The sequence below is a fragment of the Mesorhizobium sp. 01N446 genome (genome assembly GCF_056399285.1).
In genome coordinates this window covers 1-20,303 of record NZ_JBFTRA010000008.1, presented here as the reverse complement: position 1 = coordinate 20,303, position 20,303 = coordinate 1, and the positions used below count along the sequence as shown (strand labels likewise).

The 20,303-nt window shown below is 62.9% G+C and carries 23 protein-coding genes and 3 tRNA genes; 14 read left to right on the top strand and 12 right to left on the bottom strand.

From position 1 onward, the window contains the following. The first annotated feature begins 129 nt into the window (after window positions 1–129). The 3 genes from AC1DPX_RS25760 to AC1DPX_RS25750 all read left to right on the top strand — a co-directional run bounded on the left by AC1DPX_RS25760 (window position 130) and on the right by AC1DPX_RS25750 (window position 3,482). Entirely contained in the window at window positions 130–1,164 is a 1,035-nt protein-coding gene (locus AC1DPX_RS25760; RefSeq protein ID WP_202354551.1) for an extracellular solute-binding protein, read from the top strand. A 99-nt stretch (window positions 1,165–1,263) separates the two neighbouring features. Then, window positions 1,264–2,691, top strand: a complete 1,428-nt coding sequence (locus AC1DPX_RS25755; protein ID WP_477240123.1) for an amidase — start codon at window positions 1,264–1,266, stop codon at window positions 2,689–2,691. 89 nt (window positions 2,692–2,780) lie between these two features. Further along, window positions 2,781–3,482, top strand: a complete 702-nt coding sequence (locus AC1DPX_RS25750) for a TetR/AcrR family transcriptional regulator (RefSeq protein ID WP_477240122.1) — start codon at window positions 2,781–2,783, stop codon at window positions 3,480–3,482. A 6-nt stretch (window positions 3,483–3,488) separates the two neighbouring features. Here AC1DPX_RS25750 and AC1DPX_RS25745 read toward each other — a convergent pair whose 3' ends face one another. From AC1DPX_RS25745 to AC1DPX_RS25725, 5 genes are read right to left on the bottom strand one after another with little or no spacing between them, the layout of a single operon-like run. Next, window positions 3,489–4,250: an MBL fold metallo-hydrolase gene (locus AC1DPX_RS25745; RefSeq protein ID WP_477240121.1), complete on the bottom strand. Its 762-nt coding sequence runs from the start codon at window positions 4,248–4,250 to the stop codon at window positions 3,489–3,491. After that, window positions 4,251–5,315 (bottom strand): ABC transporter ATP-binding protein, encoded by a 1,065-nt coding sequence (locus AC1DPX_RS25740; RefSeq protein WP_477240120.1) that lies wholly within the window; start codon window positions 5,313–5,315, stop codon window positions 4,251–4,253. It abuts the gene before it with no gap. Beyond that, window positions 5,312–6,094 carry an ABC transporter permease gene (locus tag AC1DPX_RS25735; protein ID WP_477240119.1) on the bottom strand — a complete coding sequence of 261 codons (783 nt, stop codon included), beginning with the start codon at window positions 6,092–6,094 and terminating at the stop codon, window positions 5,312–5,314. Before AC1DPX_RS25735 ends, AC1DPX_RS25740 begins: the two co-directional genes overlap by 4 nt. A gap of 1 nt (window position 6,095) precedes the next feature. Further along, a complete protein-coding gene (locus AC1DPX_RS25730; RefSeq protein ID WP_477240118.1) occupies window positions 6,096–6,977 on the bottom strand; it encodes an ABC transporter permease in 882 nt (293 codons plus the stop codon). A gap of 13 nt (window positions 6,978–6,990) precedes the next feature. Then, entirely contained in the window at window positions 6,991–8,082 is a 1,092-nt protein-coding gene (locus AC1DPX_RS25725) for a polyamine ABC transporter substrate-binding protein (RefSeq protein WP_477240117.1), read from the bottom strand. 91 nt (window positions 8,083–8,173) lie between these two features. On the opposite strand from AC1DPX_RS25725, the gene AC1DPX_RS25720 reads away from it, so the two are divergent. Continuing rightward, window positions 8,174–8,788 carry a TetR/AcrR family transcriptional regulator gene (locus tag AC1DPX_RS25720; RefSeq protein WP_477240116.1) on the top strand — a complete coding sequence of 205 codons (615 nt, stop codon included), beginning with the start codon at window positions 8,174–8,176 and terminating at the stop codon, window positions 8,786–8,788. Between the two features lie 41 nt (window positions 8,789–8,829). On the opposite strand, the gene AC1DPX_RS25715 is transcribed toward AC1DPX_RS25720, so the two are convergent. Further along, window positions 8,830–8,905: transfer RNA gene (locus tag AC1DPX_RS25715), tRNA-Thr, on the bottom strand. Between the two features lie 157 nt (window positions 8,906–9,062). Between AC1DPX_RS25715 and AC1DPX_RS25710 the strand changes: the two genes are divergently transcribed. The 3 genes from AC1DPX_RS25710 (at window position 9,063) to AC1DPX_RS25700 (ending at window position 10,153) form a co-directional block, all read left to right on the top strand. Next, on the top strand, window positions 9,063–9,230 hold the full coding sequence (locus tag AC1DPX_RS25710; protein WP_477240115.1) for a hypothetical protein: 168 nt from the start codon (window positions 9,063–9,065) through the stop codon (window positions 9,228–9,230). 229 nt (window positions 9,231–9,459) lie between these two features. After that, complete coding sequence (locus AC1DPX_RS25705; RefSeq protein ID WP_477240114.1) at window positions 9,460–9,660, top strand: hypothetical protein; 201 nt, start codon at window positions 9,460–9,462, stop codon at window positions 9,658–9,660. 187 nt (window positions 9,661–9,847) lie between these two features. After that, on the top strand, window positions 9,848–10,153 hold the full coding sequence (locus AC1DPX_RS25700; RefSeq protein ID WP_027051762.1) for a BA14K family protein: 306 nt from the start codon (window positions 9,848–9,850) through the stop codon (window positions 10,151–10,153). A gap of 87 nt (window positions 10,154–10,240) precedes the next feature. On the opposite strand, the gene AC1DPX_RS25695 is transcribed toward AC1DPX_RS25700, so the two are convergent. Continuing rightward, window positions 10,241–10,654 (bottom strand): hypothetical protein, encoded by a 414-nt coding sequence (locus tag AC1DPX_RS25695; RefSeq protein WP_477240113.1) that lies wholly within the window; start codon window positions 10,652–10,654, stop codon window positions 10,241–10,243. Between the two features lie 124 nt (window positions 10,655–10,778). After that, entirely contained in the window at window positions 10,779–11,600 is an 822-nt protein-coding gene (bhcR, locus tag AC1DPX_RS25690) for an HTH-type transcriptional regulator BhcR (RefSeq protein ID WP_202354537.1), read from the bottom strand. A 213-nt stretch (window positions 11,601–11,813) separates the two neighbouring features. Here bhcR and gcl point away from each other — a divergent pair, with 213 nt between their 5' ends. From gcl to AC1DPX_RS25675, 3 genes are all read left to right on the top strand, one after another. Continuing rightward, complete coding sequence (gene gcl, locus AC1DPX_RS25685; RefSeq protein ID WP_477240112.1) at window positions 11,814–13,595, top strand: glyoxylate carboligase; 1,782 nt, start codon at window positions 11,814–11,816, stop codon at window positions 13,593–13,595. Between the two features lie 10 nt (window positions 13,596–13,605). Then, window positions 13,606–14,403 carry a 2-oxo-tetronate isomerase gene (otnI, locus tag AC1DPX_RS25680; protein ID WP_477240111.1) on the top strand — a complete coding sequence of 266 codons (798 nt, stop codon included), beginning with the start codon at window positions 13,606–13,608 and terminating at the stop codon, window positions 14,401–14,403. A 157-nt stretch (window positions 14,404–14,560) separates the two neighbouring features. Then, on the top strand, window positions 14,561–15,478 hold the full coding sequence (locus AC1DPX_RS25675; RefSeq protein WP_477240110.1) for a 2-hydroxy-3-oxopropionate reductase: 918 nt from the start codon (window positions 14,561–14,563) through the stop codon (window positions 15,476–15,478). A 108-nt stretch (window positions 15,479–15,586) separates the two neighbouring features. Here the strand turns inward: AC1DPX_RS25675 and AC1DPX_RS25670 are convergent, their stop codons facing one another. Then, the gene (locus AC1DPX_RS25670; protein ID WP_477240109.1) at window positions 15,587–16,435 is read right to left on the bottom strand and encodes a TrmH family RNA methyltransferase; all 849 of its coding nucleotides are present in this window, start codon (window positions 16,433–16,435) and stop codon (window positions 15,587–15,589) included. 202 nt (window positions 16,436–16,637) lie between these two features. On the opposite strand from AC1DPX_RS25670, the gene AC1DPX_RS25665 reads away from it, so the two are divergent. Together AC1DPX_RS25665 and AC1DPX_RS25660 are read left to right on the top strand one after the other, a co-directional pair. Then, a tRNA-Tyr gene (locus AC1DPX_RS25665) sits at window positions 16,638–16,722 on the top strand. An 89-nt stretch (window positions 16,723–16,811) separates the two neighbouring features. Then, window positions 16,812–16,885, top strand: a tRNA-Gly gene (locus AC1DPX_RS25660). 75 nt (window positions 16,886–16,960) lie between these two features. Here AC1DPX_RS25660 and AC1DPX_RS25655 read toward each other — a convergent pair. Further along, window positions 16,961–17,425, bottom strand: a complete 465-nt coding sequence (locus tag AC1DPX_RS25655; protein ID WP_477240108.1) for a YidB family protein — start codon at window positions 17,423–17,425, stop codon at window positions 16,961–16,963. A gap of 129 nt (window positions 17,426–17,554) precedes the next feature. On the opposite strand from AC1DPX_RS25655, the gene AC1DPX_RS25650 reads away from it, so the two are divergent. After that, window positions 17,555–17,812 (top strand): GlsB/YeaQ/YmgE family stress response membrane protein, encoded by a 258-nt coding sequence (locus AC1DPX_RS25650; RefSeq protein ID WP_477240107.1) that lies wholly within the window; start codon window positions 17,555–17,557, stop codon window positions 17,810–17,812. Between the two features lie 62 nt (window positions 17,813–17,874). Here AC1DPX_RS25650 and AC1DPX_RS25645 read toward each other — a convergent pair whose 3' ends face one another. Together AC1DPX_RS25645 and AC1DPX_RS25640 are read right to left on the bottom strand one after the other, a co-directional pair. After that, the gene (locus AC1DPX_RS25645) at window positions 17,875–18,012 is read right to left on the bottom strand and encodes a hypothetical protein (RefSeq protein WP_202359563.1); all 138 of its coding nucleotides are present in this window, start codon (window positions 18,010–18,012) and stop codon (window positions 17,875–17,877) included. A gap of 112 nt (window positions 18,013–18,124) precedes the next feature. After that, window positions 18,125–19,012: a DMT family transporter gene (locus AC1DPX_RS25640; protein ID WP_477240106.1), complete on the bottom strand. Its 888-nt coding sequence runs from the start codon at window positions 19,010–19,012 to the stop codon at window positions 18,125–18,127. A 122-nt stretch (window positions 19,013–19,134) separates the two neighbouring features. Here AC1DPX_RS25640 and tuf point away from each other — a divergent pair. Continuing rightward, window positions 19,135–20,303, top strand: a 1,169-nt coding sequence (tuf, locus tag AC1DPX_RS25635; protein WP_056566843.1) for an elongation factor Tu, incomplete at its 3' end; no start/stop codon positions are given.

Below are 20,303 nucleotides of genomic sequence, written 5' to 3'. Positions count from 1 at the left end.
CGATAAGGGGAACGTTTTGACAGCCAGCCGGCGGTCCGTCTTGGGCCGAAGGGCACTGCCAGGCTTGTTCATCTGCAGGAGACGGACCGAGGCGGCGACGCAGCCGGTCCCAACAATGGGAGCACTAGCATGAACTGGAAAATGACCGCGGCGGCCGTCGGGCTGTCGCTGCTCGCCGCAACCGGCTCTGCCCGCGCCGATGGCGAACTCAACATCTACAATTGGGGCAACTACACCAGCCCGGACCTGATCAAGAAGTTCGAGGAGACCTACAAGGTCAAGGTCACCGTCACGGACTATGATTCCAACGACACCGCTTTGGCCAAGGTCCGCCAGGGCGCGTCCGGCTATGACATCGTGGTGCCGTCGGCCAGCGTCGTGCCGGTCTGGATCAGCGAAGGTCTGCTCCTGGAGACGGACCCCAACAAGATGGAGAATTTCAAGAATGTCGATCCGCGTTGGGTCGACGTTCCCTTCGATCCGGGCCGCAAATACACCGTTCCGTGGCAGTGGGGTACGACAGGCATTTCGGTGAACAAGTCGGTCTATGCCGGCGATCCGAACACTTCGGCGATCTTCCTCGACCCGCCGCCCGAGCTTGTCGGCAAGATCAATGTCGTGCCCGAAATGGGGGACATCATGTTCCTCGCCATCGCCTATGAGGGCGGCAAATATTGCACCAACGACATGCAGGTGCTGAAGAAGGTGCACGACAAGCTGGTCGAGGCCAAGGCAAAATGGCTTTCGCTCGACTACGCGGCCGTCGACGGCCTGGGCAGGGGCGACATCGCCGCCGGCGTCAACTGGAACGGCATATCGCTGCGCGAGCGGCTGCAGAACGACAAGATCGTGTACGGCTATCCCAAGGAAGGTTTTCCGATCTGGATGGACAATGTCGCCGTCCTCAAGGACGCCAAGAATGTCGAGAACGCCAAGCTGTTCCAGAATTTCATCATGGACCCGAAGAACGCCGCGATGATCTCGGCTTTCGCCCGCTACGCCAACGGCATCAAGGGCTCCGAGGCCTTCATGCCGGACGACATGAAGACGGCGCCGGAAGTGGACGTTCCGGCTGAATTTGCCGCCAAGGGCCAGTTCATGCCGGCCTGTCCATCGGATGTGCAGGCGCTCTACACGAAAATCTGGACCGACCTCCAGAAATAGCGTCGCCGGACGATCCCGACCAACAGCCACCGGGCCGCGAAGCGCGGACCGGCAATCCTCTCATGCCAAGTGCGGTCTCGCGATCGCAGGAGACTTCCCATGTCCGATCTCGACCTTTGCTATATGGCGGCCCATGAGGCGCTGCGGCTGTTCAAGGCCAGGAAACTCTCACCCGTCGAATTGATGCAGGCCACGATTCGCCGCGCCGAGGCCACCAAATCGGCGATCAACTGCTTCACCTTCACGCATTTCGAAGAGGCGATGAAGCTGGCCACCAGGGCCGAGGCGAAATACGCCAGCGGCGCCAGGACCGGCGCCTTGGAAGGCCTGCCGATCGGCATCAAGGATGAGAGCTACATCAAGGGCAAGCCGACCTCGCACGGATCGCTGCTGTCCAGGGACGCCTTGGGCGGCCACACTTCGACGATGAACGAGCGCATCATGAGGGCCGGCGGCATCGTGCATGCCCGCACGGCGACGCCGGAATTCAGCTGCGCCGGTTACACCTGGTCGAAGCGGTGGGGCGTCACCCGCAATCCGTGGAATCGGGATTTCACACCGGGCGGTTCGTCGGGCGGTGCTGCGGCAACGCTGGCATCGGGCACATCGTCGATCGCCACCGGTTCCGACATTGCCGGATCGATCCGCATTCCGGCCTCGGCCTGCGGTCTCGTCGGCTTCAAGCCTCCCTACGGCCGCAATCCCGACGAGCCGCCCTTCAACCTCGATTTCTACTGCCACACCGGGCCGCTGGCGCGAAACGTCAGGGATGCGATCCTGCTGCAGAATGTCATGGCCGGACCGAGCCCGCTCGACATCGCCACGCTGCGTCCCAAGCTGCGCCTGCCGCTCGACTACAAGCCGATCAAAGGCTGGAAGATCGCTTTCTCGATGGATCTCGGTTCCTTCGAAGTCGACCCCGACGTGCGCAAGAACACGCTCGCCGCCTGCGACGTGTTCCGCTCGCTCGGCGCCACGGTCGAGGAGGTCGACCTCGGCTGGGATGACGGGGTGCTCAAGGCCGGCATGGCCTATCTCGAGCACCTGTTCGGCGCGTCGCTGTCGCAACTGCTTGCCGAGCACGCCGGTGACATGACCAGCTATGCAAGGCGGTTTGCCGAGGACGGACAGAAGTCCAAGGCCACCGACTTCGTCGCAACGCTGGACGTGGCGGCCAGGATGTACCAGACGCTCGGCCCGCTGCTGGAAACCTACGATGTGCTGATCTGCCCGACAAACGCGCTGCCCGCGGTGCCGGCGGAATTCGACCAGACCACGGACAAGGTCCAGATCAACGGCAAAGACGTGAACCCTTCGCTGGGCTGGGTGATGACGACGCCGTTCAATATGCTGAGCCGTTGCCCGGTTCTGTCCATACCGTCGGGCCACGCCGCCAGCGGCGTGCCGACAGGCATCCAGATCGTCGGCCGCACCTATAGCGATGCCGATGTCTTCCGGGCGGGGCTGGCCTATGAAACGGCTCGGGGGGAATGGTATGGGAACAGCGGGACACGTCCGTCGCTCTGAGGGATCCCTAGGTTGAACGGCGTGCCATATGCTGAAGTAACTTATGCGGCGGAATATTTCCCGTCGCGGGTCCGAAAGGCCTGACGAAAATGGCGCAACGCAAAGCAACCGAAAAGCCGGAGAAACGCAAGCTCGCGACGACGAAGGGCGCGGCAAACGACGCCGCGCCGTCCAAGGACCGCCGGCGCGAGCGCGGCGAAGCGAGCGTCCAGCGCATCATCGACGCCACCATCGAGCTCATCGCGGAGGAGGGCCTGGCGAGCCTCACCATGCAGCGTATCGCCGAACATGTCGGTTCGTCCAACGCGCTGGTGGTCTTTCACTTCCGCAGCAAGGAAAACCTGTTCCGGGCCGTGCTGCAGTATCTCAGCGATCAGTATGATGCGCTGTGGATCAGCCTGGTGCGGGCGCCCGGCCTGTCACCGGCCGAAAGGCTGCTGGGTGCCGTCAACTGTGCGCAGCGTTTCGCCCGGCAGCATCCGAAATGGGTATCGGTCTTCGTCGTGTTCTCCAGCGACCGTAAGAGCATGCAGATCTACAATGAAATCGGCCTCCCGAGCGATCTCGCCTATACCGCCGAAGCGCGCGAATTGCTGATCGAGATTTCGCGCAGCGGCGGCTATGCCGGCGTCGACATCGACACTCTGTCGGAGAGCCTGAATTATCTGGTTCACGGCGCGTGGTACTGGGACCATCTGAACCCTTCGAGCCGTGACACCAATGTGCTGCGCAAGACCATGCTGCTCCTGCTGCATCAGGCATTTCCCCGGCATTTTGAATTGATGCCGTAGCTGTTCTCAGGGGCTCTGCCGCAGGTGGCAGCCGGCCTGGCGTTTTTGCGCCAGGTACTCGTCGATCAGCTGGCGGTAACGCACCTTGCCGAAGCTCGGGAAATGGCCGCCATGCACGATCGAGACGTCGAGATCGCGCATGGCCAGCAGCGTCGCCATGTAGTCCGGAATATCCGAGTGATAGACGTCGTCGATCAGCGGGCCGTCATAGATGATGTCGCCGGACAACAGGATGCCCGTCCTGTTTTCGTAGAGCGCGATGCCGCCTGGCGAGTGACCAGGTGTGTGGATCACCTCGAAGGCGCGGTCGCCGAGATCGACAACGTCGCCATGGTCGAGCAGGCGGTCGGCGGGCGCAGGCAGGATTCGGTAGCGGGACGACTCCCAGCCGTGCGGCAATCGATCGAACATCTCGTCGGTCGCATAGCGGTCGGCCACCGTCCATTCGTTGCGCGGATCGGCGAGGATTTTTGCTTCGGCAAGGTGCACGCAACGGTCGGGAAATTCGTGATGGCAGCCGATATGGTCGAAATGCGTGTGGCTGGCGACGCAGGTCAGCTTGCGCTCCGCAACCAGCGGCACGTGTTTGCGCAGGCTGAAATGGCCAAGGCCGGTGTCGAACAGAAGGTCGCGGTCGCGGCCGCGCACATGCCAGATGTTGCAGCGGAAGAAGGGTTTGATCCACGGCTCGTGGATCAGCGTGATGCCATCGGCCATGCGGATGGTCTCGTACCAGTCTGGTGCGTCGATGACCGGAAGAGTTCCCATTCAGTCCGCCAAAACAATGATTTGGTCGGTATCGCACGAAACGGCAACCGTGTCGCCGGGCTGGAGGGTAGTGGTCGCTGGCAGCTTGGCGATGAACTGCAGCGAGGGGTCTTCGACGGAGACGGCAAGCACGCGCTTGAAACTGCCCTGGAAGACGACATCGGTCACTTTCGCCATGCCGAGGCTTGCGGTGCCGGCGGCTCCGCCGAGCTTGAGATGCTCCGGCCGTATAGCCAATGCGACAGCCGATCCCACGGGCAAGGCGCTGCGCGCCAAAACCGGTCCGGCAGGCGTCGTCACGGTGCTGGTCCTGTCCTTGGCCTCCGAGACAGTGCCGCCCAGGATGGTGCTTTCGCCCATGAAGGTGGCGGAAAAACGCGTCGCCGGCCTGGCATAGACGCGCTCGGGCGGCCCTTCGTCCTCGATGCGGCCGTCATTCATCACCACGCAATGGTCGGCCAGCGCCATCGCTTCTTCCTGGTCATGCGTGACATGGATGAAGGCGGTGCCGACGCGCTTCTGGATCGCCTTCAGCTCGTCCTGCATCTGCCGGCGCAGTTTGAGGTCGAGCGCGCCGAGCGGCTCGTCGAGCAAAAGCACCGCAGGCTCGATCACCAGCGCACGTGCCAGCGCCACGCGCTGCCGCTGGCCGCCGGAGAGCTGGTGCGGCTTCTTGTCGAAGGCGGAGGCGAGGCCAACCAGCGCCAACGCCTCACGTGCCTTTGCGGCCCGCGTCGCGCCATCGACGCCCTGCATGCGCAGCCCAAAGCCGACATTGCCGCCGACGCTCATATGCGGGAACAGCGCGTAGTCCTGGAACACGGTTGTCGTCGGGCGTTTCGCCGGCGGCACCGCGGTGCAATCCTCGCCGCGGATGAAAACCTTGCCTTCGCTGGGGGTGACGAAGCCGCCCAGGATGGAGAGCAGCGTCGTCTTGCCGGAGCCCGACGGCCCGAGCAGGATGGTGTAGCTGCCGGGTTCGATCTTGAGCGAAACGTCTTTCAGCACGGCCAACTGTCCGAAACGATGCGAGACGGCGCGGATGTCGACCAAAGGCGCGGTCATGTTCTTCTCCGGCGCAGCAATGTCAGTTCGAACAGCACGACCAGCACGATGGAAACGGCGAAGACCAGCGAACCGACCGCATTGGTTTTTGGATTGAGACCGGAGCGCAGCAGGTTCCAGATTTCCACCGGCAGCGTGGTGTCGAAGCGGGTCAGCAGGAAGGAGATCACGAACTCGTCCCAGGAGAAGGTCATCGACAGGAAGAAGCCGGCGAAGATCGCCGGCGCCATCACCGGTACGGTGATCAAGAGCAGCACCTTCCATTCCGGCGCGYCGAGATCGCGCGCGGCGCGCTCGATGTTGATCTGATGGTCGCCCATCTGGCTGTAGATGATGGCGAAGCACAGCGGCAGGTTGATCACGACATGGCCGATCCCCGCGGCAAGCAGCGATTTCGGTACGCCGGCCCAGTTGAACAGCACCAAGAGCCCCATGCCAATGATGAGGTAGCTGACCGTCAAAGGTAGGGTGATCAAGCCACGCAGCAGGCTGGAGCCGGGCAGCACGAAGCGTGCAAACCCCCATGCCGAGAGGAAGCCCAGCGTGACGGCGGTGGCCGAGGAGATCGACGCCACCAGCAGCGAGTTGACCAGCGCCGAAGTCAGCCGCGTGTCGCTGAGAACCACCTCATACCAGCGCAGCGACGGTCCGGTGAAAGGCGGGATCGGAAACGACGTTGCCTGCAGCGAGAACAGCACCAGCACCACCACCGGCAGGAAGATGAAGCCGTAGACGGCAAGCGCGTAGACCAAGGAAGCGGCACGGACGATCTGGCGCATCTCAGGCCCGCTCGATCTTCAGCCAGCGCGCGCAGGCGAGATATGCAACGGTGACGACGGCCATCAGGATGATCGACAGCGCCGAGGCCAGCGGAAAATCGCCGCGACGGCCGATCTGCATCATCACCAGTTGCGGCATCAAGAGCTCGTTGTTGCCGCCCAGGATCTGCGGCGTGATGTAGTCGCCGATGCACAGCACGAAGGTGAGGAAGGCGCCGACCATGATACCGGGCAAGGTCAGCGGCAAGATGACATGCAGGAAGGTGCGCACCGGCCCGGCGCCAAGATCGGCCGCCGCCTTGCGGTAGCTCGGGCTGAGCTGCTTGAGGTTGGCGAAGATGGTCAGCGTCAGCAGCATGACGAAGAAATGCACGAAGCCGGTGACGGTGGCCAGCCGCGTGTTGGCGAGCTGCAGCGGCTCGCTGACGAGGCCGGAGCCGGTGAGCGCGCGGTTGATGACGCCGTTCTGCGCCAGCACCAGCAGCCAGGAATAGGAACGCACGACGTAAGAAGTCCAGAACGGCAGCACGGCCAGCATCAGCGCCAGCCGCTGCCAGCGTTCGGGCACCTGTTCGGCAAGGATCCAGGCGAAGGGATAGGCCAGCAGCACCGAAACCACGGTGACGATCGCCGTTACCTCCAGCGAGTTCACCATCGCCTGCCAGTAGGAGGGGTTGGTGAAGAACTGGCTGTAATTGGAAAGCGTAAAACCGCCGCCCTCATGCGCCGTGAGGCTCGAAAACCCCATGGCGATGAACGGCAGGACGAAGAACAGCAACGTCCAGCCGAGCGCCGGCGTGACCAATGCCCAGGGCAGAGCATCGCTCGCCCGGGGCAGGGCACGGCCAGCCCGGGGCACAGTGTTGTTTCCCGCTGGGTTCATGAGCGGTGTCAGCTCATTTCGCCTGCAGCATTTCGGTCCACATATCCTGCATCTTCTTGTCGAGATCGGCATTTGGCGCCGGATAGGCCTGGGCGCGGCCCAGGAACCCCGGCTGCTCGTCGAAGCGCAGGACCTTCTTCTGGTCGTCGGTCAAAGCCGCCTTGGTGTTGGACGGCATGCCCCAGTAGCAGGAGGAGGTGGCAAGCCGCGCCTGGCCTTCCGGGCTCAGTATGTACTGGATGAACTTCAGCGCCATGTCCTTGTTCTTGGAATCCTTGAACATGGCCAGCGACTGCGACCACAGCACCGCGCCTTCCTTGGGAATGGAGAAGTCCAGCGCCGGGTTTTCCTTGGCCAGCCCCGCCGTCACCCACTCGCCGCCGCCGACCAGTATGTCGACCTCTCCGGTGGCGAGCGCGGTCTGGCTGGCGGTGACTTCGCCGACCAGCTTGGCGTTGGCCTTCATCTTGAGCAGCTCTTCCTTGAGCGCGGGCAGGTCGGCTTCCGTGAGGTCCGCCGTCTTCTTGCCGATGGCGAGAGCCGCCATGCCGATGACCGGCAGGTAATAGTCGTAGATGGCGACCTTGCCTTTGTATTTGTCTGATGTCAGCGACGCCAGGGACTGCATGTCGGCCGGGTCGACCTTGGTCTTGTTGAAGCCGATCGTGTTGTAGCCGAACTTTTCGGTGATGCCGTAGCGCTTGCCGCCGACGACGGTGGAGCCATCCATCTTCACTTGCGGAAAGAGGTCGGCGAAGGGCAGTTTGTCTTCCGGCAACGGCTCGAACAGGCCCTTTTCGACGCCGCGCGGCACATCGATACTGTCGATCACCATCACGTCCCAGTCGCCGGGCTGCGACTGTTCGACGATGGCCAGCCCGGCGCCGGTGCCTTCGAACTCCTTGACGTTGACCTTGACGTTGTTGGCCTCCTCGAAGGGCTGCAGCAGCGCCGGATCGGAATGGTCGCACCAGATCAGCGCGTTGAGATCGGCGGCCTCGGCGAGGCTGCCGGCGCCAAGCAGAAATGCCGTGGCGGCGCAGGCGGCGTGCAGATGGCGCTTAAGGACGGAAAGCGGATTCCCGGATGCGGATTTGATGGACATCGAGTGTTCTTCCTTGCCTTTGTGGCTTCTTGCAAAAAGTTGAACCAATTCTAAAATTGAGTCAATTCTGTTTTTGTGGCAAGAGGCTGCTATGAGCGGATTGCGGGCAAGGCAAAAGGCGGACCGGCACAGGCGCATCATCGAGGCGGCGGCGGCGCTTTTCCGTGAGGCCGGCTATGAGGGCGCCAAGATCGAGGCCATCGCCGCGCAGGCGGAAGTGTCGATCGGCACGATCTACAATTACTATGAAAACAAGGGCGACATCCTCGGCGCCATCGTCTCGCTTGAGGTCAACGAGGTGCTCAATGCCGGCCGCGGGGTCGTCGCCAGGCCGCCGGCCAATGTCGGCGACGCGCTGGACACGCTGATCGGCATCTATATCGAGCACTCGCTGCACTATCTCAGCAAGGAGATGTGGAGGCAGGCCATGGCGATCTCGACGCAACTGCCCGACAGCCCCTTCGGCCAGGTCTACACCGCGCTCGACCGCTCACTCACCGAACAGATCCGCGCGCTGATCGCCCGGCTGCAGGAGCTCGGCCTGGTGCGCCAGGACATCGACGGGGCAGCGGTCGGCGAACTGATCTTCAACAACATGAACATGATGTTCATCGAATTCGTGAAACGCGACGAGGCGAGGATCCCGGAACTGCGCGCGGCGATACGAAGGCAGAACCGGATATTGGTGGCGGCGATCGGGGTGTGATTGGGCAGCCTCACACTGGCAACCAAACTGTTCGGCGAGACTGGTGCCCCCGGACGGGATCGAACCGCCGACCTTCGGTTTACAAAACCGCTGCTCTACCAGCTGAGCTACAAGGGCACGGCGCTCCGGTAGCATATTTCGTGCGCCAGTAAAGACAAAACTCCGTTTTCGGTTACCTCCAACGGTGGATGACGCGGTGCAGGCCGCTGCTGAAATCCGCTAGCGCGCTTCCTACATAATGGTGAGGTGCAATCGCTTCGGACTGGAGTGTCGCATGATCAGGCTTGTCATCATTCTCCCCCTCGTCGTCATCGCCTGGATGCTGCTGGTGAAGCTCATCAGCGACGTGAAGAAGGCCAATGTCGACTGGACCGGCGTGACCGCAATCATCGGCTTCATCGCGCTCGCCTTCTGGCTTCGGCATGTCACGGGCTTGGGATGAGAGAAGGCGAATAGGGAATAGCGAATAGTTGGTAGCTTAGCCGAAATCCCTGTGATCCTGCCTTCGCTACTCGCTACTCGCTACTCGCTACTCGCTACTCGCTACTCGCTACTCGCTCTTCCTCTCGCCCGCCAAAGAATCTCCCCGGCCTTTCGAACCTTTTGACAGGCCGCGCCGACTGATCTCCAGAGGCGAATGGTCGCCTCGGTCAAGGATCCAGGAGATCATCATGTTCAAGCGCACGCTCACTTACGCTCTCGTCGCCGTTTTCGTTGCCACAGGCGCGCTGGCCGCCACGGTTCAGACGTCGTCGGCTCACGGTATGCATCATCACCATCATTACTATGACGGCTACTATGGCGACTACTGGTGGTACCACCATCACCATCACCGTCATCATCACCATGGCCGGGTGGTTATCATCCTTTGACGCCAAGGCCTGTTGCGTTCGAAGGGCGGCTTCGGCCGCCCTTTGCATTTTTCCGTGGCCCCGCAGGCGGGAACCGACGGCATCTTCGAAAAAAGATCAAAAAAGCCTCGAACCTTTTTCCGCGCGGCAACGACAGATGATCAAGAGGCGGATGGATCGCCTCGGTCAACGAAGCAAGGAGATCATCATGTTCAAGCGCACACTCGTTTCCGGCCTCATCGCCACCACCGTCGCTGCCACCGCGCTGGTCGGCACCGTTCAGCCTTCGGCGGCTCATTCGCATCACCACGACCTCGGCATCGGCATCGCCGCCGGCGTCGGCGGGTTCGTCCTTGGCAGCCTGCTTGCCCAGCAGCCGCCGCGCACCGTCTATGTCGACGAAGATGGCGGTTCCTGGCATGTCCGCCGCTGCTTCGATCGCTACGCGAGCTACGATCCGGACTCCGACACCTACATCGGCCGCGACGGCTACAGCCACTATTGCCGGCTCTGAGCGGAGGAGGATTGCTCCAGTTATGGAAATAGGGGCTCGAACGAGCCCCTTTTTCGTTTTGCGTTACAAATGCTTATAGTTGGGTTCTCAGACCGGATCGGAGATCGGCAATCCGGCTGCGCTGCAGGTGCTGTCGACGAGACGCCTGGTTTCCAAAGCGCCGCCCATGGCGACGAGCTCGAAGCTGCTGGCCGTATCCGGGTAGATCCTGGCAATGAAGGCTTGGTCGCCGGAACCGCCGGACGGAGCCTTGCCGATGACGAAGCCGCATACCACGATCTCCTTGCGGCCGTTCAGCGTCCGCTCGCCGGCAAGCGTCCTTCCGAGCCTGGCCGAGGCAGGATCCGGCAAACGCTGACGGATGCCGGTGATGACGATCTCCTCGAGCGCGAGCGAGAACGGAATGGGATCGACGCGCTGGGAGCCGGCATCGGGTCGAGGTGTCGTCGCCACGCACCCGCAAAGCGAAGCGACAAGCAGAAGCTGAACCGTTTTCCTCATCCACGCCCTTTCGCATGCCTTCGAACGCCACGGCAAGACGGAGCCCGCCGGCGCTTGCAGGGCCGGTATACTGCTCGATTTGTTCGATATTGCGACCAGGAGCGCGCTGTCCGGGGCAGGCTGATCAGCCAGCTTGCAGGCCGCCGATCATCCGGGTCACCTCGGCCGCGGCACTGCGCACCATCGGCCCGATCTCGGCCAGCCGCTCCGGCGTCACCCGCACGGTCGGCCCCGACACCGAGACGCCGCCGATCGGCTCGCCGAACTCGTTGAAGATGGCGGCCGCCACGCAGCGCATGCCGGGGTGCCGCTCCTCGTCGTCGACCGACCAGCCGCGCTGCTTGATGACAGCCAGATCGTGGGCAAGGGCAGGGATCTCGGACAGCGTCTTGTCGGTGAAGCGCTGCAGGCCGGCCTTGCGCAGAATGGTGCCGACGCGCTCCGGCTCGAGATGCGCCAGCACCGCCTTGCCGATGCCGGAAGCATGGAAGGGGCTGCGCGTGCCCGGGCGAAAGAAGGCGCGGATCGCCTGGTGCGTCTCTACCTGGCTGACGAAGACCACGCAATCATCCTCGGCGACGCCGAGATTGGCGGTCTCGCCGGTTCTTTCCATCAGCTCCTGCATGACTATGCGGGCACGGTCGACCAGTTTGCGGCGGCGCAGGAAGGCCGCGCCCATGCGGTAGGTCTCGACGCCGATCGACCACAACTGGTCCGATGTGTCGAACTCGACCATGCCGTGGTTCTCGAGCGTCGTCAGCATGCGGTAGGCGGTGGAGGCGGCGAGGCCACTCTGCGCCGATATTTCGCTCAGCGACAGGCCGCTGCCCTCCGCGACGATGGCCAGGATGCGCAACGCCCGGTCCAGCGACTGAACCGAACTGGCTTCGGCAGGCCCGTTGAAAGCGCGCGGCCGGCCGCGCTGCCGTTTCTCAGTGGTTTCCATCGCGCCAGTTTCGCCGATTTCGCCGAATGCGCAATGAAAAAGTTTTTCACTGTGGCGAGGCGAAAGATTCCTGGAAAACCGAAAGTCCAATAAAATCAGCAAATAGTCGCCGTTTTCTAGAAATGAAAAAATATTCTGAAAAAATTGAAAAATAGCCGGCTTGCTGAGATAACAGTCCATCCAACAATGACAACCCAAGTGGAGGGCCGGAAAATGGCCAGGATGCGCGCTGTCGATGCGGCGGTTCTCGTTCTCGAAAAGGAAGGCATTTCCTGCGCCTTCGGCGTGCCAGGCGCGGCGATCAATCCGCTTTATTCGGCGCTGAAGGCGAGGGGCACGATACGCCATGTGCTGGCCCGCCATGTCGAGGGCGCCTCGCATATGGCCGAAGGCTATACCAGGGCCAAAGCGGGCAATATCGGGCTCTGCATCGGCACGTCCGGGCCGGCCGGCACCGACATGATCACCGGGCTCTACTCGGCATCAGCCGATTCCATTCCGATCCTGTGCATCACCGGCCAGGCGCCGCGGGCACGGCTGAACAAGGAGGACTTCCAGGCCGTCGATATCGCCGCCATCGCCGCGCCCGTGACCAAATGGGCGGTCACCGTCATGGAGCCCTATCTCGTGCCGATGGCGCTGCAGAAGGCGTTTCATCTCATGCGCTCGTCGCGGCCCGGTCCGGTGCTGATCGACCTGCCGGTCGACGTCCAATTGGCCGAGATCGAATTCGACATCGATGCCTATGAGCCGCTGACGCCGTTCAAGCCGGCCATGACACGCGCCCAGGCCGAAAAGGCGCTGGCGATGCTCAACGCGGCGGAAAAGCCGCTGATCGTCGCCGGTGGCGGCATCATCAATGCCGATGCATCCGATCTGCTGATCGAATTCGCCGAAATAACGGGCGTTCCGGTCATCCCGACGCTGATGGGCTGGGGCGCGATCCCCGACGACCACCGGCTGATGGCCGGCATGTGCGGCCTGCAGACCTCGCACCGCTATGGCAATGCGACGATGCTCGAAGCCGACTTCGTCTTCGGCATCGGCAACCGCTGGGCCAACCGCCACACCGGCTCGGTCGACGTCTACACCAAGGGCAAGAAGTTCATCCATGTCGACATCGAGCCGACGCAGATCGGCCGTGTCTTCGCGCCGGATCTCGGCGTCGTCTCCGATGCGGGTGCGGCACTTAAGATGCTGCTCGACGTCGCCACCGAGTGGAAGACGGCTGGAAAGCTGCGCGACTGGTCGGGCTGGGCCAAGGAATGCCAGGCCCGCAAGAAGACGATGAAGCGCAAGACGCATTTCGACCAGGTGCCGCTGAAGCCGCAGCGTATTTATGAGGAGATGAACAAGGCGTTCGGCCGCGACGTCACCTATGTCACCACGATCGGCCTGTCGCAGATCGCCGGCGCGCAGTTCCTGCATGTCTACAAGCCGCGCAACTGGATCAATTGCGGCCAGGCCGGCCCGCTCGGCTGGACCCTGCCGGCAGCCCTTGGCGTGCGCGCCGCCGATCCGGACCGCGCAATCGTGGCGCTGTCGGGCGACTATGATTTCCAGTTCATGATCGAGGAACTGGCGGTCGGCGCGCAGCACAGACTGCCCTACATCCATGTCGTCGTGAACAACGCCTATCTCGGCCTGATCCGCCAGGCGCAACGCGGTTTCTCGATGGATTATGAGGTGAGCCTTGCCTTCGAGAACATCAACCGATCGGGCGATCCCGAAGCCGGCTATGGCGTCGACCACGTCGCCGTTGCCGAGGCCATGGGCTGCAAGGCGGTCCGGGTGCGCAAGCCGGAGGAATTCGCCGCCGCCTTCAAGCAGGCGCAGCGGCTGATGAAGGAGCACCGGGTTCCGGTCGTGCTCGAATTCATCCTGGAGCGCGTCACCAACATCTCGATGGGCACCGAGATCGACAAGATCACCGAATTCGAGGACCTTGCCGAAAGCCATGAGGATGCGCCGACCGCGATCGTGATGCTGGATTAGGAGAAGAAGAATGCCGCGTTTTTCAGCCAATCTGTCGATGCTCTTTGGCGAGCATGATTTCCTCGATCGCTTTGACGCCGCCGCCCGCGCCGGCTTCAAGGGCGTCGAATATATCGGTCCTTACGATTATGCGCCGGAGGTGGTGGCCGCGAGGCTGAAGAAGAACGGCCTGACGCAAGTGCTGTTCAATCTGCCACTAGGCGACTGGGGCAAGGGCGAGCGCGGCATCGCCGTGCTGCCGGATCGCGTGCCGGAATTCCGCCAGGGCATCGCCAAGGCGATTAACTATGCGCAGGCGCTCGGCTGCCAGCAGGTCAACTGCCTGGCCGGCATCGCGCCCGCGGGCGTCGACCGCAAGGTGCTCGAGGAAGTTTTCGCCGAAAACCTCGCCTTCGCGGCGGAGAAGCTGGAGCAGGCCGGCATCCGGCTGCTGATCGAGCCGATCAACACCCGCGACATTCCAGGCTTCTTCCTCAACTACTCCGACCAGGCGCTGGCGCTCATCGACCGCGTCGGCTCGAAAAACCTGTTCCTGCAATACGACATCTATCACATGCAGATCATGGAGGGGGATCTCGCCCGTAAAATCGAGGCAAACCTCGGCCGCATCGCGCATATCCAGCTTGCGGACAATCCCGGGCGTCACGAGCCGGGAACGGGCGAGATCAATTATCCCTTCCTCTACGACCACATCGACCGCATCGGCTATTCCGGCTGGATCGGCGCCGAATACAAGCCGAAGGCCGGCACCGAGGCAGGACTGGGCTGGTTCCGTGACCTGGCCGGGCAGGGCAGCGCGGCGGCTTAGCAGTTAAGGCCCCCTCATCCGGCCGCTGCGCGGCCACCTTCTCCCCGGTGGGGAGAAGAGACGCGTACCAACGTCGGCAGCCTCTTCTCCCCTCGGGGAGAAGGTGGCCCGAAGGGCCGGATGAGGGGGCGTTTCAAACAGTCATTGGAGAAAAACAATGGAAACCATAGGCTTCATCGGCCTCGGCATCATGGGCGCGCCGATGGCGGGGCATCTTCTGGACGCCGGCTACAACGTCATCGCCAGCGACCATCGCAGCAAGCCTTCCGCCGATCTCGTCGCCAAGGGCCTGAAAACAGTCACCGGCCACGCCGCCGTCGCCAAGGCTGCCGACATCGTCATCACCATGGTGCCCGACACGCCGCAGGTGGCCGATGTGCTGTTTGGCGACAACGGCGTCGCCTCCGGCCTGACCAGGGGCAAGCTTGTCATCGACATGAGCTCGATCTCGCCGATCGAGACCAAGGTCTTCGCCGGAAAGATCAACGAGCTCGGCTGCGACTATCTCGACGCGCCGGTCTCGGGTGGCGAGGTCGGCGCCAAGGCGGCGTCGCTCACAATCATGGTCGGCGGCGAGGAAAAGGCGTTCGAGCGCGCAAAACCCGTCTTCGAGAAGATGGGCAAGAACATCACTCTGGTCGGGCCAAATGGCGTCGGCCAGACCACCAAAGTGGCAAATCAGATCGTCGTCGCGTTGACCATTGAAGCCGTCGCCGAAGCGCTTGTTTTTGCTTCGAAAGCCGGCGCCGATCCAGCCAAGGTCAGGCAGGCGCTGATGGGCGGGCTGGCGGCCTCGCGCATCCTCGAAGTGCATGGCGAGCGCATGGTCAAGCGCACCTTCGCCCCCGGCTTCCGCATCGAACTGCACCAGAAGGATCTCAACCTGGCATTGGAGGGCGCGAAAGCGCTAGGCGTGTCGCTTCCCAACACCTCGACCACGCAGCAGCTCTTCAATTCCTGCGCCGCCAATGGCGGCGCAAAGGACGATCACTCCGCCCTGGTGAGGGCACTGGAGCGGATGGCCAATTTCGAGGTCGGCGGCGAGGCAGCCTCAGTCCAGGGCAAAGCGGCATAGGTCGAGGGAGGGCGGCATAACGTTCCCAAGCCGCCATCCTTGTCCTGTGAGAGAACGGGTTCCGGCATTTGTCGCCGGAGCCCGTTTCTCGTTGCGAGGGCAGGCGGTTTAGCCGCGCTTCATGAATGCCCGCGCCGCATAAAGGCTGATCGCTGCGGCGTTCGACACGTTGAGCGAGCGGATCGCGCCGGGCATGTCGAGCCGCGCCAGAGTGGTCACGGTTTCGCGCGTCTTCTGACGCAGGCCCTTGCCTTCGGCGCCGAGCACCAGCGCGATCCTGTCGCCGGTAAAGCTGGTTTCGAGTTCCGCCGGCCCGTCCGAATCAAGCCCGATGGTCTGGAACCCCGCCTCATGGAGTTGGCCGAGCGCGTCGGCCAGGTTCTTCACCTCGATCTGGTCGATATGCTCCAGCGCCCCGGAGGCGGATTTCGCCAGCACGCCCGATTCCTGCGGGCTGTGGCGCGCCGTGGTGATCAGCGCGCCGGCGCCGAAAGCGACCGCCGAGCGCAGGATGGCGCCGACATTGTGTGGATCGGTGACCTGGTCGAGCACCAGCACCAGCCTTGTGTCGCCGAGCGCGTCAAGGCGCTTTGGTTTTAGCGGCTCCGCCTCGATCAGCACGCCCTGATGCACGGCATCCGACCCGGTGATCTTGTCGATGTCCCGAGGTTCGACCAGTTCGGCGGTGAAGGGCAGGGCGGCGAGATCGGCTATCTCCAGTCGCTCGGCCGCATTGCGCGTCACCAGCATTTTTTTGATCCGGCGGCGCGGATTGTCGAGCGCCGCCCGCACCGTGTGCAGGCCATAAAGCCGCACCAGGCCGTCGGCGGCGTTCTCGCCGGGCGGAACGGGCTGGCGCGGCCGGAATGCCGGGGCGCCGCCGCTTTTCTCATCGCGGTGCGCGCGGCGCAGCTTGGCGTAATGGGTGTCTTTCGGGGTGTTGGTCTTGTTGCTCATGGCCGGCTTCTATAGCGGTCCGCCGCGGCCAAGGATATGGCCCGTCGCCGCAGCCGGCGAACAACATCGAAAAACCCTTCCAGTGCGGTTGACACCCACTGGCCTTGCCGCCATAAGGCGCTTCGCTGATTTCGGACAAGACTTCTATCTCGGGCTCCGGGGTCGGCAAGAATGCCTCGTTGCATGGCTCCGGCGGCAGACTGGAGAGGTGCCCGAGTGGTTAAAGGGGACGGACTGTAAATCCGTTGGCTTAGCCTACGTTGGTTCGAATCCAACCCTCTCCACCACTGCCGGCCCGGAAGCCCTGAAACGAAAAAGCATCGGGCCGAAAAGTGCATGGCGCTTTTCGGGTGAATCCGATACTTCAGTGCAAGGCGCGGGTATAGCTCAGTGGTAGAGCAGCAGCCTTCCAAGCTGAATATGCGGGTTCGATTCCCGCTACCCGCTCCAGACTTTCATCCCTACAATCGGCAAGACGCTGCGCGACAACGGGCGCAGCGCTTCAGGACATCAATGCGCGGCGCGTCAGCTGTTGAACGCGGACGCCACCTGGTGCTGCTGCGGTACCTGGCCGTTCGGCGTCAGCTTGTCGACGATGCCGGGCAGGGCGGTGGACAGCTGCTTGAGCAGTTCCTGCTCGTCCAGGCCGGTCCGCTGCGCGATCTCGCGGATGACCTGTGGCCCGAGTGCGGAACCGAGATCGTTGGCGTTGATCGGCTGGTTCTGCCCGGTGCCGACCCAGGAATCGGCGACATTGCCGTGGCCGGCGTCCTTGAGCTTGCCGAGCAGGCCGCCCAGGCCGCCGAGCAGGCCGCCGTCGCCGGGATTGGCTTCGGTCGGAGCAGGGGCGGGGGGAGCAACGGCGTCGGGCTGATCCGGCTGTTCGGCACTTCTGCCGCTCAGCATTTTTCCGACCAGCAACGCGCCGAGCGCGATCATCAGCGGTTTGGTGATGTTGCCGCCGGGAACGGCGTTGTCAAAAAGTCCCATAGTGGATCCTCCTTCTAGCCAAGCCCAGCCCATCTCAACAATGGCGCATCCGGGCGGAATTTCAAGCTGGCTTGAGGTTTTGACAATCATATGAAAATGTCGGGCCGGCGGGGGATGGAGAGGAAAAAAATGGGTATCATCAGCTGGATCATTCTCGGCGCCATCGCCGGCTTCCTCGGCAGCAAGATCGTCAACAAGACCGGCCAGGGCCTGATCATGGATGTCGTGCTCGGCATCGTCGGCGCCATTGTCGGCGGCGTGATCTGCAGCCAACTCTTTGGGATAGGTGTCACCGGCCTCAACATCACCAGTCTGATCGTGGCGGTGGTGGGCGCGGTGATCGTGCTGTGGGCCTACCACCAGTTCAGTGGAAGGCGGACGCTCTAAGCGCCGGCTGCATCGTCTGAAGTTTTGAGTTTCTGCCGAGGCACGACCAGCTGCGGGCTTGCTTATGGCATCAGCACTGCGTCGGCCGCGGCGAAGAAGATCAGCGTTCCGGCGATGAACACCGCCCAGCCGATCAGCGACTTGCGAATGGCGGCCTTGTGCTCGGCGTCGGAATTCTTGTTCTGGTCAAAATCGGTCATGGGAACCTCCCTTGGCTGATTGATCATGTCTTCGCCGGATAGACGGCATATCGCCGAATAGACGATCGATCCGGCCTCCGCAACATTGGAAACAGGCGCTCTGCTGCCGATGCTAGGCGACGACGGTCAGCCGGCGCTTGCGCTGGTCCAGGGACACGATGGTCAGCCCGCTGGCCACCACCAGCAGGATGCCGCAGACCGCCAGCGTATTGGGGAACTGGCCGAACACCAGCAGGCCTGAAATGACGGCCCAGACGGTGAAGCAGTAATAGAACGGCGCCACCGCGCTGGTCGGCCCGACGCGATAGGCCATGAAGATGAAGAAATGGCCGAAGATCAGGAAAAGACCGGCGCCGGCAAGCAGCAGCAAATGGCGTGCTTCTGGCATCACCCAGCGCTCGGACGCGAGATGCGCCGCACCGGCGCCGATCAGCACCACCACGACGGCGGAAATCGCCACGATCATCCCGGGCACTTCAGCGGCGACACGCCTGCCTGCGAGGTCGCGCGCGGCTGACAGCGCGGCGTTGCCAAGCGCCAGCAGGGCATAGACGGAGATGCCTTGCATGGTCGGCTGAGCCACCATAAGCGCGCCGATGAAGCCGAGCCCGATCAGCGCCATGCGCTGGCCGCCGATGCGCTCCCCAAACAGGATCGAGGAACCGACCAGCATAAGGAGCGGCGTGATTTGTCCGAGCGCCGTGGAATCCGCGATCTGCATGTTGGCGAGCGCCACGACATAGCAGAGGATCGCCGCCAGCTCGAGCAGGTTCCTGCGCAGCACATGGCCGTCGAAGATCAGCGGGATCTGTTTGCCGTAGCCGAGCAGGAACAACAGCGGGAAGCCCCAGAGCGCTGCCGCGACACCACGCAGGAACAGCACCTCGTAGGACGGCAGCCCTGCGGTCGCGAGTTTCATCATCGTATCGTTGACCAGATACGACCCGGTCGAAACGATCATGAACAGCGGGCCGCGGATCGGGGCAGGGATGAAATGCATGGGGTCAGGAGATCAGACCTCGATGGCCGCCGCAATGGGCCATCAACTGGCCGTGATCGAGACAGGAATTGGCCGGCGAGAGCATGGGACATAGGCCGCGATCGATCGGCCTGCCACCCATTATGGCAAAAGGTAAATTCGAGCGCACTAAGCCTCATGTGAACATCGGCACGATTGGTCACGTTGACCATGGCAAGACGTCGCTGACGGCGGCGATCACGAAGTATTTTGGCGAGTACAAGCGCTACGACCAGATCGATGCGGCGCCGGAAGAGAAGGCGCGCGGCATCACCATCTCRACGGCTCACGTCGAGTATGAGACGGCCAACCGCCACTACGCCCACGTCGACTGCCCCGGCCACGCCGACTATGTGAAGAACATGATCACCGGCGCCGCGCAGATGGACGGCGCGATCCTGGTCGTTTCGGCTGCCGACGGCCCGATGCCGCAGACCCGCGAGCACATCCTGCTTGCCCGTCAGGTCGGCGTGCCGTCGATCGTGGTGTTCCTCAACAAGGTCGACCAGGTCGACGACGCGGAACTGCTCGAACTGGTCGAGCTCGAGGTTCGCGAGCTTCTGTCGAAGAACGAGTTTCCCGGCGACGACATTCCGATCGTCAAGGGTTCGGCTCTGGCTGCACTTGAAGATTCGAACAAGACGATCGGCGAGGACGCGATCCGCGAGCTGATGGCTCAGGTCGACGCCTACATCCCGACGCCGGTTCGTCCGCTCGACAAGCCGTTCCTGATGCCGATCGAAGACGTGTTCTCGATCTCGGGCCGCGGCACGGTCGTGACCGGCCGCGTCGAGCGCGGCGTGGTCAAGGTCGGCGAGGAGCTGGAAATCATCGGCATCCGTCCGACGACCAAGACGACCTGCACGGGCGTTGAAATGTTCCGCAAGCTGCTCGATCAGGGCCAGGCTGGCGACAACATCGGCGCGCTGCTGCGCGGCGTTGATCGTGAAGGTGTCGAGCGCGGCCAGGTTCTGGCCAAGCCGGGCACGGTGAAGCCGCACAAGAAGTTCGTGGCCGAAGCCTACATCCTGACCAAGGACGAAGGTGGCCGTCACACGCCGTTCTTCACCAACTACCGCCCGCAGTTCTACTTCCGCACGACGGACGTGACCGGCATCGTGTCGCTGCCGGCTGGCACCGAGATGGTGATGCCTGGCGACAACATCACGGTCGATGTCGAGCTGATCGTGCCGATCGCCATGGAAGAGAAGCTGCGCTTCGCCATCCGTGAAGGCGGYCGCACCGTCGGTGCCGGCATCGTCGTCACCATCAA

Coding starts and splice junctions, on each gene's coding strand:
- AC1DPX_RS25730 (WP_477240118.1), bottom strand. CDS start 6,977: ATGAACCCAGCGGGAAACAACACTGTGCCCCGGGCTGGCCGTGCCCTG.
- AC1DPX_RS25740 (WP_477240120.1), bottom strand. CDS start 5,315: ATGACCGCGCCTTTGGTCGACATCCGCGCCGTCTCGCATCGTTTCGGA.
- AC1DPX_RS25695 (WP_477240113.1), bottom strand. CDS start 10,654: ATGAGGAAAACGGTTCAGCTTCTGCTTGTCGCTTCGCTTTGCGGGTGC.
- AC1DPX_RS25705 (WP_477240114.1), top strand. CDS start 9,460: ATGTTCAAGCGCACGCTCACTTACGCTCTCGTCGCCGTTTTCGTTGCC.
- AC1DPX_RS25645 (WP_202359563.1), bottom strand. CDS start 18,012: ATGACCGATTTTGACCAGAACAAGAATTCCGACGCCGAGCACAAGGCC.
- gcl (WP_477240112.1), top strand. CDS start 11,814: ATGGCCAGGATGCGCGCTGTCGATGCGGCGGTTCTCGTTCTCGAAAAG.
- bhcR (WP_202354537.1), bottom strand. CDS start 11,600: ATGGAAACCACTGAGAAACGGCAGCGCGGCCGGCCGCGCGCTTTCAAC.
- AC1DPX_RS25675 (WP_477240110.1), top strand. CDS start 14,561: ATGGAAACCATAGGCTTCATCGGCCTCGGCATCATGGGCGCGCCGATG.
- AC1DPX_RS25745 (WP_477240121.1), bottom strand. CDS start 4,250: ATGGGAACTCTTCCGGTCATCGACGCACCAGACTGGTACGAGACCATC.
- AC1DPX_RS25725 (WP_477240117.1), bottom strand. CDS start 8,082: ATGTCCATCAAATCCGCATCCGGGAATCCGCTTTCCGTCCTTAAGCGC.
- AC1DPX_RS25655 (WP_477240108.1), bottom strand. CDS start 17,425: ATGGGACTTTTTGACAACGCCGTTCCCGGCGGCAACATCACCAAACCG.
- AC1DPX_RS25710 (WP_477240115.1), top strand. CDS start 9,063: ATGATCAGGCTTGTCATCATTCTCCCCCTCGTCGTCATCGCCTGGATG.
- AC1DPX_RS25650 (WP_477240107.1), top strand. CDS start 17,555: ATGGGTATCATCAGCTGGATCATTCTCGGCGCCATCGCCGGCTTCCTC.
- AC1DPX_RS25700 (WP_027051762.1), top strand. CDS start 9,848: ATGTTCAAGCGCACACTCGTTTCCGGCCTCATCGCCACCACCGTCGCT.
- AC1DPX_RS25750 (WP_477240122.1), top strand. CDS start 2,781: ATGGCGCAACGCAAAGCAACCGAAAAGCCGGAGAAACGCAAGCTCGCG.
- AC1DPX_RS25640 (WP_477240106.1), bottom strand. CDS start 19,012: ATGCATTTCATCCCTGCCCCGATCCGCGGCCCGCTGTTCATGATCGTT.
- AC1DPX_RS25720 (WP_477240116.1), top strand. CDS start 8,174: ATGAGCGGATTGCGGGCAAGGCAAAAGGCGGACCGGCACAGGCGCATC.
- AC1DPX_RS25670 (WP_477240109.1), bottom strand. CDS start 16,435: ATGAGCAACAAGACCAACACCCCGAAAGACACCCATTACGCCAAGCTG.
- AC1DPX_RS25755 (WP_477240123.1), top strand. CDS start 1,264: ATGTCCGATCTCGACCTTTGCTATATGGCGGCCCATGAGGCGCTGCGG.
- otnI (WP_477240111.1), top strand. CDS start 13,606: ATGCCGCGTTTTTCAGCCAATCTGTCGATGCTCTTTGGCGAGCATGAT.
- AC1DPX_RS25760 (WP_202354551.1), top strand. CDS start 130: ATGAACTGGAAAATGACCGCGGCGGCCGTCGGGCTGTCGCTGCTCGCC.